The following is a 14,552-nucleotide window of genomic DNA, read 5'->3' as shown; positions in this document are numbered from 1 at the left end:
TGACGTGATGTTCACCCCGCAAGGCCCCAGCCTCCGCGAACTCGCCGTTCAGGCGCTCTCCTCGGTCGAACACGGCTACGACCTGCTCGCACCCAAGTTCGACGAGACCCCGTTCCGTACGCCGGACTCGGTCCTGGAAGCGGTCGAGGCGGCCCTGTCGCCGCTGGGCCCCTTCGCACACGGCCTGGACCTCTGCTGCGGCACCGGGGCCGGTATGGAGGTGCTGCGCGAGCTGTGCCGGGAGAGTGTCACCGGCGTCGACATCAGTGCGGGGATGCTGGCCGTGGGGCGGGCGCGGACGGGGTCCGCACCCGCCCGCTCCGCGGCCGGCCCCGCTTCCGGCGGGCCCCGCGTCTCCTGGGTGCGCGGTGACGCCCTGGCGCTGCCCTTCGGCCCGGTCTTCGACCTGGCCGTCAGTTTCGGCGCGTTCGGGCACTTCCTGCCGGAGGAGCTGCCGGGACTGTTCGCCGAAGTGCACTCGGTGCTGCGCCCCGGTGGACGCTTCGCGTTCCCGCTGCCGGCGCCCGCCCCGCCCCGCTCCCCCTGGTACTGGGCCGCACTGGGCTTCGACACCGCGATGCGGGTGCGCAACGCGCTCTGGCGACCACCGTTCGTCATGTACTACCGGCCGTTCCGGCTCGGCGTCGTACGGGACGAGCTGCAACGCACCGGCTTCGAGGTGGAGTTGTTCGCGCTGCCCGAGTTCGGGCGCCGGGCCGACGGCAGCCCGCGCTGCCGGATGGTGGTGGCCACCCGTAAGGGGTGACAACCCGCAGGGAGTGACCGCCCGCGCAGCAGCAGCCGCCGCCCGGCCCGAAGGAGTCGACCCGGCGGCATGGGCCAACGGGCGTCTCTCGGCTCAGGCCTGCCGCCTCCGGCGGGTCACAGCGCGCTGTACAGCGCCTCGACGAGCGCCATCTTGCGCGGGTCGTCGGCGATGTGCGGGCCCATGCGGTTCATGACATAGCCGAGGGAGACCCCGGCCTCCGGGTCGGCGAGGCCGCAGGAGCCGCCGTAGCCGTCGTGGCCGTAAGCCCTCGGGTTCGGCCCGTACGAGCCGTGCGGGCCGCTCAGCCACAGCCCGAGCCCGATCTCCGTGTCCCGGCCGAACCCGGCCCCGAGCACCAGGTCACGGCAGGCGCCCTGCCCTTCCCGGACCCGCTCGGCCGCATCCGGCGACAGCACCTGTCGGCCGCCCCAGGTGCCGCGCATCGCGAGGACCCCGTAGAGCGCGGCGACCGCCCGGGCGGAGCCGTGGCCATTGGCGGCCGGGATCTCGGCGGCCCGCCACGCGGGGGTGTTGGCCTCGGTGGCTCCGACCAGCGGGTTGGCGAGGGCGGCCAGCGCCGTGGGGGTCAACTGGGCGAAGACCGCAGCCTGTTCACTGGTCGTCGCGGCCGGCGGATGCACCGGCTCGGCCGCCCGTGCCGCCTCCGTCTCCGGCAGGCCGATCGTGAAGTCGATGCCGAGCGGCCCGGTGACCTCCCGCGCCAGGAACGCGCCGGGCAGCAGCCCCGACACCCGTCGGATCACCTCGCCGACGAGGAAGCCGAACGTCATCGCGTGGTACCCGGACTGCGTGCCGGGCTCCCACCAGGGCTCCTGGGCCGCGAGCCGCTTGACCGTCAGCTCCCAGTCGCAGAGCTGCTCGAACGAGAGCGGCTCACGTGGCCCGGCGAGCCCCGAGCGGTGGGACAACAGATGCCGGACCAGCACGCCCTCCTTGCCGGCCGCCGCGAACTCCGGCCAGTACACGGCCACCGGGGCGTCCAGGTCGAGCAGGCCCCGGTCGGCGAGGATGTGGGCGCACAGCGCGGTCGCGCCCTTGGTCGTCGACCACACGTTGACCACGGTGTCCCGCTCCCAGGGGCGGCTGCGCGCCGCGTCGGCCCAGCCTCCCCAGAGGTCCACGACGGTCTCCCCGCCCAGCGTCACCGTGACCGCCGCCCCCAGCTCGTCACGCTCGCCGAAGTTCTCCTCGAAGGCGTCGCGCACGGCCGCGAACCGTGCCTCGCAGTGACCTTGGACCTGAGACTCGGACATATGAACCCCTCCATCGCCGGCCGTCGTTCGCCGGGACGAGGGCCGCCCGGCCTCCCTGAACATACCGACTGGTCGGACAGCAGGGAAGCCGGGCGGCGGAACCGCTCCTACCGGTGTGGATCCCCGGACAGGAACAGGGGCCGGGCGGGCTCCGTGCGGTCCGGGACCAGGTGCCAGTAGTCCCGGGTCTCCACGGCGAGGCCGGCCGCGTCGAACCGTACGAAGACGCAGCCCGCCAGGGTCTGCGGCTCCTGGTCGACCTCGGACAGCACCCGGAACTCGGCGACGGCCACACCGTCCCGGCCGATCACCGGGTCCGAGAAGCGCACGTCGTCCACCCGCTCACCGGTGAAGGACCAGCGCAGGTACCCGGCGAGTTCGTCGCGGCCCCGGTGCGGCTCCCGGAAGGGCATCGACCGGTGCACGCAGTCCGGCGCGTACAACTCCAGGATCGCCTCGACGTCGTGTGCCGCCCAGGCCCGCTGCCACACACCCACGAACCGCCCGGCGGCCTCCGCCGTGTCCATGATGTCCCGCCTCCTCAGAGCCGCGCGGCCAGCCAGCGCAGCTTGACCGCCTCCTGGTAGGGGCCGCCGCCCTCGTGGTCGTTGAAGTCGTAGACCTCGATGCGCTTGTTCGACTCCGCCCAGGCGTTGAAGGCGGCGAAGACCGTGGACGGCGGGCAGGTCTGGTCCTCCAGGGCCGCCGAGAACAGGGCGGCGGCCCGGCCGCGTGCGGCGAAGTGCACGCCGTCGAAGTAGGCGAGGGTGCGTCCGACCTGTTCGGTGCGGCCGCGGTGGGTCTTGAGGTACTTGCCGATCTCGCGGTACGGATCGCGGTCGGTGATCGTCGTGGAGCGCGGGAAGTCGCACAGGAACGGTACGTCGGGCGCGACCGCGACCAGGTCGGGGACGAGTCCGCCGACGGCGATGGAGATGCCGCCGCCCTGGCTGGAACCGGCGACGGCCGTACGCGCCGCGTCGGTCAGCGGATGCGAGCGGGCGGCCTCCACCGCGCGGACGGCGTCGGTGTAGACCCGGCGGTAGTAATAGTTCTCGGGGGCGTCGATGCCCCGGGTCATGAAGCCGGGGAAGGCGGGGGCGCCGGCCACCGGGTCGGGGGTGTCGCCGCCACCGCCCCAGGCGCTGCCCTGGCCCCGGGTGTCCATGACGAAGTGGGCGTAGCCAGCCGAGGCCCACAGGAGGTGGGTGTGGGGCAGGCCGCGGCCACCGCCGTAGCCGATGAACTCCACGACGGTGGGCAGTGGTCCGTCGGCGCCGGCCGGGAGGGCCAGCCAGCCCTTGACCGGGTGCCCGCCGAACCCGGAGTAGGTGACGTCGTACACCTCGACCGTCTTCAGGTGGGTCTCGACCGGCTCGAAACGGGCGTCGAGGTCGTGCTCGCGGGCCTCCTGGAGCGTCTTCGCCCAGAAGGTGTCGAAGTCCTCGGGCTCGGTCGAAGCGCTTCGATAACCACGGAGCTCGTCCAACGGCAGGTCGAACAGGGCCATGAAGGACCACCTTTTGAGTTCTGAGGTGCGGATGATCACACCGTACGTGGGGCGCCGCGGGTCGCCAAGGGCCTTTTTTCGGGCCTCGACGGCCTCGACGGCCCCGCGTCCCCTCACCTCCGATCCTCTCCGGCCAGGGCCGGGACCTCGAAGTCCCGTACGCGCTCTCCTCCTGCCGGGGGATGAGCAGGGAGCCGAGCCGGCCGAGCAGAAAGCCCGCCGGGATCGAGACGATGCCCGGGTTCTGCAGCGGGAACCGCGCGAAGTCGGCCCTAGGCCGGACCGAGGCCGGGGCGGAGGGGACGACCGGCGAGAAGAGCACCGGCACCACGGACGCGACCAGCCCGCCGTACGGGCTGAGCGGGGCGCCGCGGGCGGTGGACCCGCGCCGGAACAGGCTGTGGAGGAGGGTCGGCAGGATGGCAGAGGTGACGATCGCGAACACCAGGAACGCCAGCGTGGTGGTGTCGGTGCCCCGGCGAGGAGGGCGAACATCGTGCTGAGGACGCGTTCCAGTCGAAGCGGTTCAACACCAGGACGGCGACCACGCTGACACCAGGACGGCGACCACGCTGACACCGGCGACGAGCAGCACGGCCTTGACGCCGGACGACAGTGGCGCCCGGCCTGCAGCCGTCCCCGCGTGGATCGTCACGATCGCGCCGATGACGATCACGACCATCATGCGGGTGGTGGGTCCGGGTTCCCCCACGAAGTCATCGACGCGATGCTGCCTACCAGTCGGGCACCAGGTGGAGGGTGCACACAGCGAGCGCGCAGTCGGCGACCGCCGGTCGCACGGGCCGCTGACGCGGCGGGAACGGTGTCAGGCCCAGCGGTGTCCCCAGTCGGGGCCCGTCTTCGCCCACTCCCGCTCCCATTCGGCCAGCCGATGCCGGGTGGCGACCCGGCGGACGAGCGCGTGCCCGAGCAGGACGACGCCGACGACACCGCCGGTGGCGCAGGTCCCCATGGCCAGCGCGTGCTGCCAGACGGCCGTGTCGGTCGGGGGCGGCTCGACGCTGCGGCCCGCCTTGTCCAGCCAGACGTCGGCGCGGTCGCCGCGCTCGGTGCCGGCCGGTACCCGGGCCTCACCGGTACGGGAGCCGCCGTCGGGCTCGGTCCAGCGGGCCCGCACCCAGAACGTGGGCTGCTTGTCGTCGTGCGCCGAGGGCACGGAGGCCGGGGCCTTCTCGGCGATCACGGCACTCACGCGGTCGAGGACGGCCCGCTCGGCCGTCGCGTGCGCCCGCGCGTCCGCGTGGGCCCACCGGCCCACCGTCAGCCCGGCGGCCGGGGCGCCGAGGGCGAGCAGCAGCACGACGCACAACACCGTCCACGCCTCGACGACGTCCGAGCGGCGGCGCAGTGGATTGGCCCGCCAACGCCACCCGAACACCTGGCCTCGCATCTCGCCCTCCTCGCCGGTCCGGTCCTCGTGTACGAGAACCCCGGTCTGGACTGGTCCGCACTTCCGGTGTACCCGAAAGAGGGCGTGATGGCATGGTTTGCGCCAGAAGTCATGGAGGCGCGGTCCGGCAGAGGCCTCGAAAAGGGCCCTGGTGGGGTCCCGGTCAGGCCGGACGGGATGCGCGTCGGCCGGGCGGGAGCGTCGGCCTGGAGCGGCCGCGGGCGACGCGCGGCCCGAGGGGGACGCGCGCTCGTGGCGCCGCCCCGGAGGTCTGGCGTACCGCGCCGCCCAGTCCTCAGCCGAGCCCCCAACCCTCGGCCGAGGCTTTTCCCAGCCCTCAGCCCTCAGGCCTCAGCCGAACCGTTCGATGCGGATGCGGTCCACGGGCTGTCCGGCCTCGACCAGGAGCCGTGAGGCGTGCTCGGCGAACGCGTTGGAGCCGCACACGTAGGCCTCCCAGCCGCCCACCGGCCGCTCGGCCAGCAGCGGGGCCACATGGGCCGCCGACAGCCGTCCCACCGGCCTTCCCTCCGGCGCCCGGCGCGTGAACACGGCCGTGGTCTCCGCGCCGTACTCCGCCCCGTAGATCAGCTCCCCGGGCCCGCGCGCGGAGACCAGCAGCCGCAGCGGGACGTCGAGCCCGCGCGCCCGGTGGTGGCGGATCATCGACATCAGCGGCACCACACCGGAACCCGCGCCGATCAGCAGCGCGGGCCGGTCCCCGGGCCAGGCGAAGAAGCCGCTCAGCGGGCCGCGCACCTCCACCACGTCACCCGTCCGGGCCTCGGTGTGGAACCACCCGGAGACCTCGCCGCCCTCGACATGGTCCAGGGTCAGCTCGATGTGCCCGCCGTCGTCCGGTGGTGACGCCAGCGAGTAGTGACGCTGCGCCGTGTAGCCGTCCCCGGCGGTCAGCCGCAGCATCAGGTGCTGGCCCGGCAGATGCCCCGCCCACCCGGGTACCTCGAACCGGAACGTGGCCACGGTCGGTGTCTCCCGCCGGATCTCGATGAGCGTCGCCCGCTGCCAGAGCGACGCGGCCCGGGTGCTCACGGCGATCCGGCCCGGCACCGCGAACCGCGTGGGCGGTGTGAAGGCCGGGCCCGGCGGTGGGGTGACGGCCGTGTTCGTCGCTGTCTCAGTCACCGGAGTACCGCTGCTCCTCCCACGGGTTGCCCCGCGCGTGGTAGCCGTTCTGCTCCCAGAAGCCGGGCTCGTCGTGGTCGAGGAGCCGCAGACCCGCGATCCACTTGGCGCTCTTCCAGAAGTACAGGTGCGGCACCAGCAGCCGCGCCGGGCCGCCGTGCTCGGCGGGCAGCGGCTTGCCGTCGTACTCCCAGGCGATCCAGGCGCGCCCGCCGGTGAGGTCGGCGAGCGGGAGGTTCGTGGTGTAGCCGCTGTGCGAGTACGCGACCGCGTGGGTGGCGGCCGCGTCGGGTCCGGCCACGTCCAGGAACGCGTCCAGCGAGACGCCCCCGAACCGCACCCCGAACTTCGACCAGCTCGTCACACAGTGGATGTCGCCCTCGTACAGCGAGGCGGGCAGCGCGTGGGCCTCGTCCCAGTCCCAGGTGCGCGGCCGCGCCACCAGACCGTCGATCCGGAACGTCCAGTCGGCGGGAGTGAGATCGGGAGTGACCTCGGCGGACAGGACGGGCCAGTCGTCGCCGGCGTCGTACTGGCCGGGCGGCAGTCCGGGATGGTGGACGCGGGGGCGTCCGGTGAAGCCTCGGGTGACGTTCATGGGGTCCCACGTGACGACGGTGAATGCTGAGTCGTACCACCGTACGTGTCCGGGGCGCGTGCTCCGGCCCGAGGGCCGGACGGCGATCGTTGCGGCCGTATGAACTCTCCGGCGGCCCGGGAATAGGGGCTCGGCGATCTTCCTTGCCGCAAGAGGAGGGTGCCGGCGGATCCGGCCGTCGGCGTGCCCCGGTCGCAGCAGATCAGAACAGTCCGAAGCAGAGCGGAGAGCGCATGTCCGAGTACGCGAGTGGCAGCAAGGGTGCGGGCAACGTGCCCCACGTCCTCGACAATCCCGCTCTCGCCTCCCTCACCGGGCCGCACGCCCACTTCGCCGAGCGGCGCGGGCGGGTGCTGCGCTATCCGCTCGACGTGTCGCCGTGGCTGGCCCTCCCCGACGACCCGGGCGCGGACGACTGGGCCGACCTCGCGGCGCTGGCCGGCCCCGGTGCCGAGGTTCCGGTCCCGGCCTACACCGGGGGCTTCCCGGCCGGCTGGGACGTGACCTTCGATCTCGAGGGCGTGCAGCTCGTCGACGACGGGATCGCCGCCGCCCCGGACGACGAGGCCGTACGACTCGGCCCCGCCGACGTGCCCGAGATGCTCGACCTCGTCGAGCGCACCCAGCCGGGCCCCTTCCTGCCCCGTACCGTCGAGATGGGCACCTACCTGGGCATCCGTCGCGGGGGCGCGCTGGTCGCGATGGCCGGCGAGCGGCTGCACCCGCCGGGCTGGACCGAGATCAGCGCGGTCTGCACCGACCCGGCCTTCCGCGGCGCGGGCCTCGCCACCCGTCTGGTCCTCGCCGTCGCCCACGGCATCCGCGAACGCGGCGAAACGCCCTTCCTCCACACCGCCGCGACCAACACGACTGCCATCCGCCTCTACGAATCCCTCGGCTTCCGCCTGCGCCGCACCACCCGCTTCATGGCGGCCAGGGTGCCGGCGCTCGACGCGGGGGAGGAACGGGTCGGGGTGTAGCAACCTCCCCGGAGCCGGAGCCGGAGCCGGAGCCGGAGCCGGAGCCGGAGCCGGAGCCGGAGCCGGAGCCGGACCTTGGCCGGGAGCCTTGGCGGCGGCCGGAACGCGGAGCCCCACCGCAACATCCGGCCCGCGCGCCAAGCGCCCTCGTGGGGCTCGGCGGGGGCTCGGGGGAGCCGGCCGCGCCCTTGAAGGCCGGGCATGACCATGGGGTAGGGTTGCCGGGCCAGTCAGCACGTGGAACGAGGAGGTGGGACCCATTACCGCTGTGTCAGGTCGGGTGCTCTCACCCCAACGCGGCGCGGTGCCTCGCCGATAGGCCACCGCGGGAGCGCCCTTCGGCCCACCGAAAGGCTCCCGGCTGTCATGCCACTTCTCTCCACCTCCTCTGTCGTCACGGCACTTCGCGCCGCCGGTTGCGTCTTCGCCGAGGACGAGGCGGAGTTGATCCTCACCACCGCCCGCACCCCGGACGAGGCCGCCACCATGGTGGACCGGCGTGTCGCGGGCCTGCCCCTCGAACTCGTCCTCGGCTGGGCCGAGTTCGCGGGCCTGCGCATCATCGTGGAACCCGGCGTGTTCGTCCCCCGCCGCCGCACCGAGTTCCTCGTCGAGCAGGCTCTGGCCACCGTCCCCGGCGCCGCGGTCGTCGTCGACCTGTGCTGCGGCTCCGGCGCGGTGGGCGCCGCGCTGGCCGCCGCGCTCGACGGCGCCGAACTCCACGCCGCCGACATCGACCCGGCGGCCGTCCGCTGCGCCCGCCGTAACATCGCCCCGCACGGCGGCCACGCCCACGAGGGCGATCTCTTCGCGGCACTGCCCGACCGTCTGCGGGGCCGCGTCGACATCCTCGCGGCGAACGTCCCGTACGTCCCGACCGGCGAGGTCCCGTTCCTGCCGAGCGAGGCCCGCGACCATGAACCCCTCGTCGCCCTGGACGGCGGGAGGGACGGCCTCGACGTCCTGCGCAGGGTCGCCGGCGCGGCCTCCGAGTGGCTCGCCCCGGGCGGCTGTCTGCTCGTCGAGACGAGCGAACGCCAGGCGCCGCTCGCCCTGGACGCCTTCCGGCGCTCCGGCCTCACCGCGCGCACGGCCGTCTCGGAGGAGATGTACGCCCATGTGGTGCTCGGCACCGGACCCTGAGGCACCCGAGGGCCCACCCAGGGCTCCCGCGCCGGATGTGGCCTTCCCCTCAACGGTTGTGCAACTAGTTGCATAAACGAGGGGGCGTCGTCTAGAACCTTGATGACGACGCCCCGCACGGAGGTCCCGATGAGCCGTTACCCGCACCTGCTGAGCCCGCTCGACCTGGGCTTCACCACGCTCCCCAACCGCGTCCTCATGGGCTCCATGCACGTGGGCCTGGAGGAGGCCGAGCGCGGCTTCGAGCGCATGGCGGAGTTCTACGCGGCCCGGGCCCGCGGGGGAGTGGGTCTCATCGTCACCGGCGGCATCGCACCCAACGAGGCCGGCCGGCCGGCCGAGGGAGGCGCCAAGCTCACCACCGAGGCCGAGGCGGACGAGCACCGTCGGATCACCGACGCCGTCCACCGTGAGGGCGGCCGGATCGCGATGCAGATCCTGCACTTCGGGCGGTACGCCTACCACCGCGACCTGGTCGCCCCGAGCGCTCTGCAGGCCCCGATCAGCCCGTTCGTCCCGCACGCGCTCACGGACGCCGAGGTCGAGCAGACGATCGACGACTACGCGAACGCGGCCCGCCTCGCCCGCCGGGCCGGGTACGACGGCGTCGAGATCATGGGCTCCGAGGGCTATCTGATCAACGAGTTCATCGCCGCCGGGACCAACCACCGCGACGACCGCTGGGGCGGCTCCTACGAGAACCGGATGCGCTTCCCCGTCGAGATCGTGCGCCGGGTGCGCGAGGCGGTCGGCGAGGACTTCATCGTCGTCTACCGGCTGTCGATGCTCGACCTCGTCCCCGGCGGCTCCAGCTTCGAGGAGGTGGTCACGCTGGCGAAGGCCGTCGAGGCGGCCGGGGCGACCATCATCAACACCGGCATCGGGTGGCACGAGGCCCGTATCCCCACCATCGCGACCTCGGTGCCGCGCGGCGCGTACACCTGGGTGACGAAGAAGCTGATGGGTGAGGTCTCCGTCCCGCTCGTCACCACCAACCGCATCAACACCCCGGAACTGGCCGAGGAGTTGCTCGCCGACGGCCACGCCGACATGGTGTCCATGGCCCGCCCGATGCTCGCCGACCCCGACTTCGTCGTCAAGGCCCGTGAGGGCCGCGCAGACGCCATCAACACCTGCATCGGCTGCAACCAGGCCTGCCTCGACCACACCTTCAGCGGGAAGATCACCTCCTGCCTGGTCAACCCGCGCGCCTGCCACGAGACGGAACTCGTCCTCTCCCCGACCCGGTCGCGCAAGCGGGTCGCCGTCGTCGGGGCGGGCCCGGCCGGCCTCGCCTGCGCCGTGAGCGCGGCCGAACGCGGCCACGCGGTCACGCTGTTCGACGCCGCGAGCGAGATCGGCGGCCAGCTCAACGTGGCCCGCAAGGTCCCCGGCAAGCAGGAGTTCGACGAGACCCTGCGCTACTTCCGCAACCGGCTCGACGCGCACGGAGTCGACGTACGCCTGAACACCCGGGTCTCGGCCGACGACCTCACGGCGACGGCGTACGACGAGGTCGTCGTCGCCACCGGTGTCACCCCGCGCACGCCCGAACTTCCCGGCGTCGACCACCCCAAGGTCGTCGGCTACCTCGACGTCCTGCGCGACGGCGCCGCCGTGGGCGACCGGGTCGCGATCCTCGGCGCCGGCGGCATCGGCTTCGACGTCGCCGAGTACCTGACCGACGGCGGGGAGAAGACCAGCGAGGACCCGGCCGCCTACTTCCGGCAGTGGGGCGTCGACATGGACTACAGCACCCCCGGCGGCCTCGCCGCGCCCGAGCGGCCCGTCCCGCCGCGCTCGGTGCACCTCCTGCAGCGCAAGACCTCCAAGGTCGGCGCCGGTCTCGGCAAGACCACCGGCTGGATCCACCGCACCGAGCTGAAGCACCGCGGCGTCACCATGGTCCCCGGCGTCCAGTACGACCTGATCGACGACGCCGGTCTGCACGTCACCGTCGGCGGCGTCCGCCAGGTGCTGGAGGTCGACACGGTCGTCCTGTGCACCGGCCAGGACCCGCGCCGCGACCTGTACGACGACCTGGTGGCGGCCGGGCGCTCCGCACACCTCATCGGCGGCGCGGACGTGGCGGCCGAACTGGACGCCAAGCGGGCGATCCAGCAGGGGACGGAGGTGGCGGCGGCGCTGTAGCCGGCCGGCCGCGGGACGCGTGCGGCGGTCGTGCTCTGCGGCCCTTCCTAGGATGAGCCCATGTCACTCCCGCACGCGATCCTCACCGCCCTGCTAGAGAAGCCGTCGTCGGGCCTTGAGCTGACCCGGCGGTTCGACCGGTCGATCGGCTACTTCTGGTCGGCGACGCACCAGCAGATCTATCGCGAGCTGGGACGGCTGGAGGGCGTGGGCCACATCCGGGCCCTGCCCTCCGAGCGTCCCGCCCGAGGGCAGAAGAAGAGCTACGAGGTCCTGCCTGCCGGCCGTGAGGAGCTGGCCCGCTGGACCGCCGCACCCCAGGACCCCAAGCCGTGGCGTGACGCGCTCTTCGTCCGGCTGCGCGCGGCGGCCGTGGTCGGCACGGCAGGTCTCGCGGACGATCTGCGGCGTCATCTCGCCCTGCATCAGAGGCAGTTGGCGGAGTACGAGACGATCGAGAAGCGGGACTTCGGGCCCGGCCGGGACACGACCCAGGACCGGCTCCAGCATCTGATCCTGCGGGCGGGCATCGACCTGCAGACCTTCTGGACCCAGTGGCTGACCGACGCCCTGCAGGAGTTCGAGACCCTTCCGGAAGCCGACGGCGACGGCGGCGAGGGGTGAGGACCCGCCCGGCGGTCAGAGGCGGTGCGGCTTGGCCCGGCGGCGCAGGTACCAGACGGCCGCGCCCGTGCCCAGGGCCACCAGCGCCCCGCCGCCGACGAGGGTGACGGTGCCGTACTCCCGGGTGGCTCCGCCGACGCCGCCCATGACGCCCCGCGCGGGCGAGGCCGTCGAGGCGATGGTGGGGGTGGCGGCCGTGACGATGACGGACTGGGTCCCCGCCGTGGTCCCGTCCTTGCACACCCCGATCACGGTGTAGGTGCCCGGGCCCACGTTCGCCCAGGAGGCGGACTGGTTGGCGCTCGTGCCGGTGAGGGTCGCCTGCCGCCCCTGGGAGAAGTTCGCCTGCCCGCTGGAGAGCAGCGAGGCGGTGCCGAACGTGCCGTTGGTGCTGTTGGGGCAGTCGTCTGTGGTGACGGTGACCGAGGAACCCGTGGTGCTCACCGAGATGCCCGTGGGGGCGGCGGCGGCCGACGGCGTGGTCAGGGCGATCGGCAGCACGGCGGCGGCCGCGGTCGGGCCGAAGCGGAGGAGTAGCTGGGACGTACGCATGGTCTGCCCTCCAGCGGCACGGTGGCGGCACGTCCCGTGCGCCGCCGAGGATCGGGAGACCCGTGCTGCCTCAGGGTGAGCCAACGTGCCGTCCGCCCGGTCCGCACGCCGGCGGCCCCCGGGCAGGTGACGCGTTGCGCCGTACGGGGGACCCGGCGCACACGCCCCGCCGCGACCGCCCCGGCTCACCCGCCGGTGGTCACCGTCCGTTCCGGTGAGAATCCGCCCCAGGTCCCGTCCGGGAGCTTCGCGCGGATCCGCACCCGGTAGGACACCCCGGACTCCCGGCCCGCGTAGAAGCTGTGGGTGGCCCGGTCGCGGGGCGGGGTCCCGCCCCAGACGAGCGTGGTCGCCGGGCGTCCGTCGAGCTGGATCTCGTACTCCGTGATCACCCCGTCGGCGCGCGGCGGCCGCCAGGACAGCTCGATGGAGTACGCCCCGTCGACCCGGCGGATGCCGGCGCGGAACCCGGTGGGCGCGGTGCCCCGCCCGTCGTCCGCCCCCGGCGAGGTGGTGAGGCGTATGGCCGGGCTCACGGGAGAGACGTTGTCCGCCGCGTCCCGGGCGCGCACGGCGAAGGAGTAGCGGGTGCCGGGCCGCAACCCCGTGACCACGGCCGCCGTCTGCTGCCCGCCCACGCTGTGGATCTTCGAACCGCCCTGGAGGATGTCGTACGACGCCACGTCACGGTCGTCCGTCGAGGGCCCCCAGGACAGCTGTACCGCCCTGCTCCCGACCGTCCTGCCGTCCGGGCGCCCGGGACGGGTGGGGGCCCGGCGGTCCCCCGTCCCGGCGGCGGGAGTCGTGGCCCGGACCTGTGTGCTGGGCGGCCCGAGGTCCCCGGCGGCATCGCGGGCGCGGACCGTGAACACGTAGGTGGTGGCGGGGCGGAGCCGGGTGATGTCGGCCATGTGCTCGCCGCCCGGCACGTCCTTCATCTTCGTGCGGCCCCGGTACACCGCGTACCCGGCGATCCGCGGGCCGCCGGACGCCCGGTTCCACATGACGTGCACGCTGGTGGCGCTGCCCGCCTCGGCGGTGACGCCGGGCGGGGCCGGCGGCGGCCGGCGGCCGGGAGTCTCCTCGAGCGCGCAGCCGGACATGAGGAGCAGCGAGCCGCAGACCAGCGGCACCAGGGCGAGTGCCGGCACGGGAACGCGTCGCACGATCCTGCCCCCTCGGTCGTCGAGCCGGACGAGATTGGTCTGTACCTGACTCCATGTATGGCATGACTGACGCGGTCACATCAAGGGTTGGGTGCGGAGCGGTCCGCGTCGCGCGGGTGCTCGGCCCCGACGGCGACGCGGTGCGCGGCACGGCGGACGGATACGTATGCTGGTGTCCTGACACGGCGTGAACTCGCCTGATTTCCGGGCCTGTTCGCGTCGTACGGCGCGGGCCGCTGTCGTCGCCGATCCCGCGCCGACGAGAGCGGCCGAGCGGCCGGGGCCGAGTCGGGCCCGGCCCTCGGCCGCGCACCCGTCGCGCGGCGTGCCGTGATCCGTCCGGCCCCCTCCCGGTGGCCGTCCTCTCCGACCCCCACCACCTTGGGGTGGGTGTTCGTCATGTCCCCCAGGAGAGGGTCCTCATCGTGCGAGTCCGGTCGTTGACGCTGGCCGCCGTCGGCGCCGCCCTGCTGGCCCCGGTCGCCCTGCCCGCCCTGGCCCACCCGCAGCGCCCGGTGCACCACCGGGAGGGCGGGGTGACCGCCGCCGCCCTGCTGGCCAAGGCGCGTGGCTGTGTCCGGGTGTCCGAGGGGCTGTACAGGAGCGACGCGGGCACCCCCGCCGACATCCCGGTCTGCGGTGTCGACGGCGCGGTGTTCTGGAAGGCCGACATGGACATCGACTGCGACGGCCGGCCGAGCACGCACTGCAACAGCGCCACCGACCCGTGGTTCCAGCCCGCCACGTCGTTCCTGCAGTCCGACGGCCGGTACCTGCGCTCCGAGAGCCTGCCGTTCATCGTCGTCCCCGTCGCCAGCCGCCTCTGGGACCACCGGGTCCACGGCATCAGGGGTGGTTCGGTGGCCGCCGTCGTGTACAAGGACCGTGTCCAGTACGCCGTCGTCGGCGACACCGGCCCCCAGAACATCATCGGCGAGGCCTCGTACGCCACGGCCGAGGCCCTCGGCATCCGTCCCGACCCGCGCAGCGGCGGCACCGCGTCAGGTGTCACCTACATCGTCTTCGAGGACTCCCGGGTGACCCCGATCGAGAACCACGACGCCGCGGTGCGACTGGGGGAGGCGCTGGCGCGGAAGTGGGTGGGAGGTCCGGCGATGCGCAGGGGCGCGGCGATGCGCGGCGGAGTGGCGGGCTGACCCGGACGGGGGGGGGGGGGGGGGCGCGCGGCCCGCGGCGCCCCCCCCCACCCCACCACCAACACGGGGAG

General features: G+C 73.5%; 15 protein-coding genes. 6 read left to right on the top strand and 9 right to left on the bottom strand.

The annotated features are described in order from the left end of the window. The first annotated feature begins 7 nt into the window (after positions 1-7). Positions 8-766, top strand: a complete 759-nt coding sequence (locus ACWCRJ_RS40940) for a class I SAM-dependent methyltransferase (RefSeq protein ID WP_450944060.1) — start codon at positions 8-10, stop codon at positions 764-766. Positions 767-882: 116 nt separating this feature from the next. Here ACWCRJ_RS40940 and ACWCRJ_RS40935 read toward each other — a convergent pair whose 3' ends face one another. The 7 genes from ACWCRJ_RS40935 to ACWCRJ_RS40905 form a co-directional block, all read right to left on the bottom strand. Next, complete coding sequence (locus ACWCRJ_RS40935; protein WP_450944059.1) at positions 883-2,043, bottom strand: serine hydrolase domain-containing protein; 1,161 nt, start codon at positions 2,041-2,043, stop codon at positions 883-885. Between the two features lie 107 nt (positions 2,044-2,150). After that, positions 2,151-2,570, bottom strand: coding sequence for a nuclear transport factor 2 family protein (locus ACWCRJ_RS40930; protein ID WP_450944058.1), 420 nt, complete (start codon positions 2,568-2,570; stop codon positions 2,151-2,153). A 14-nt stretch (positions 2,571-2,584) separates the two neighbouring features. After that, positions 2,585-3,553, bottom strand: a complete 969-nt coding sequence (locus ACWCRJ_RS40925; protein WP_450944057.1) for an acetylxylan esterase — start codon at positions 3,551-3,553, stop codon at positions 2,585-2,587. A gap of 526 nt (positions 3,554-4,079) precedes the next feature. After that, positions 4,080-4,265, bottom strand: a complete 186-nt coding sequence (locus ACWCRJ_RS40920; protein WP_450944056.1) for a hypothetical protein — start codon at positions 4,263-4,265, stop codon at positions 4,080-4,082. Between the two features lie 114 nt (positions 4,266-4,379). After that, positions 4,380-4,964: an Rv1733c family protein gene (locus ACWCRJ_RS40915; protein WP_450944055.1), complete on the bottom strand. Its 585-nt coding sequence runs from the start codon at positions 4,962-4,964 to the stop codon at positions 4,380-4,382. Positions 4,965-5,315: 351 nt separating this feature from the next. Further along, positions 5,316-6,110, bottom strand: coding sequence for a ferredoxin reductase (locus ACWCRJ_RS40910; protein ID WP_450944054.1), 795 nt, complete (start codon positions 6,108-6,110; stop codon positions 5,316-5,318). Beyond that, positions 6,103-6,708 (bottom strand): sulfite oxidase-like oxidoreductase, encoded by a 606-nt coding sequence (locus ACWCRJ_RS40905; protein ID WP_450944053.1) that lies wholly within the window; start codon positions 6,706-6,708, stop codon positions 6,103-6,105. The genes ACWCRJ_RS40910 and ACWCRJ_RS40905 overlap by 8 nt, the downstream gene beginning before the upstream one ends. A gap of 233 nt (positions 6,709-6,941) precedes the next feature. On the opposite strand from ACWCRJ_RS40905, the gene ACWCRJ_RS40900 reads away from it, so the two are divergent. The 4 genes from ACWCRJ_RS40900 (at position 6,942) to ACWCRJ_RS40885 (ending at position 11,606) form a co-directional block, all read left to right on the top strand. After that, positions 6,942-7,688 carry a GNAT family N-acetyltransferase gene (locus ACWCRJ_RS40900; RefSeq protein ID WP_450944052.1) on the top strand — a complete coding sequence of 249 codons (747 nt, stop codon included), beginning with the start codon at positions 6,942-6,944 and terminating at the stop codon, positions 7,686-7,688. A gap of 366 nt (positions 7,689-8,054) precedes the next feature. Further along, complete coding sequence (locus ACWCRJ_RS40895) at positions 8,055-8,831, top strand: putative protein N(5)-glutamine methyltransferase (RefSeq protein WP_450944051.1); 777 nt, start codon at positions 8,055-8,057, stop codon at positions 8,829-8,831. Positions 8,832-8,960: 129 nt separating this feature from the next. Beyond that, entirely contained in the window at positions 8,961-10,982 is a 2,022-nt protein-coding gene (locus ACWCRJ_RS40890; protein ID WP_450944050.1) for an oxidoreductase, read from the top strand. Between the two features lie 60 nt (positions 10,983-11,042). Continuing rightward, the gene (locus ACWCRJ_RS40885; RefSeq protein ID WP_450944049.1) at positions 11,043-11,606 is read left to right on the top strand and encodes a PadR family transcriptional regulator; all 564 of its coding nucleotides are present in this window, start codon (positions 11,043-11,045) and stop codon (positions 11,604-11,606) included. Positions 11,607-11,621: 15 nt separating this feature from the next. Here the strand turns inward: ACWCRJ_RS40885 and ACWCRJ_RS40880 are convergent, their stop codons facing one another. Both ACWCRJ_RS40880 and ACWCRJ_RS40875 read right to left on the bottom strand, forming a co-directional pair. Continuing rightward, entirely contained in the window at positions 11,622-12,158 is a 537-nt protein-coding gene (locus ACWCRJ_RS40880) for a hypothetical protein (protein ID WP_450944048.1), read from the bottom strand. A 185-nt stretch (positions 12,159-12,343) separates the two neighbouring features. Next, complete coding sequence (locus tag ACWCRJ_RS40875; RefSeq protein ID WP_450944047.1) at positions 12,344-13,324, bottom strand: fibronectin type III domain-containing protein; 981 nt, start codon at positions 13,322-13,324, stop codon at positions 12,344-12,346. A 425-nt stretch (positions 13,325-13,749) separates the two neighbouring features. Between ACWCRJ_RS40875 and ACWCRJ_RS40870 the strand changes: the two genes are divergently transcribed. Further along, the gene (locus tag ACWCRJ_RS40870; protein ID WP_450944046.1) at positions 13,750-14,481 is read left to right on the top strand and encodes a glycoside hydrolase family 75 protein; all 732 of its coding nucleotides are present in this window, start codon (positions 13,750-13,752) and stop codon (positions 14,479-14,481) included. Positions 14,482-14,552: the final 71 nt, after the last annotated feature.

It is taken from the genome of Streptomyces sp. NPDC002324 (assembly GCF_053593335.1).
This window is presented reverse-complemented; position numbering and strand designations above follow the sequence as displayed.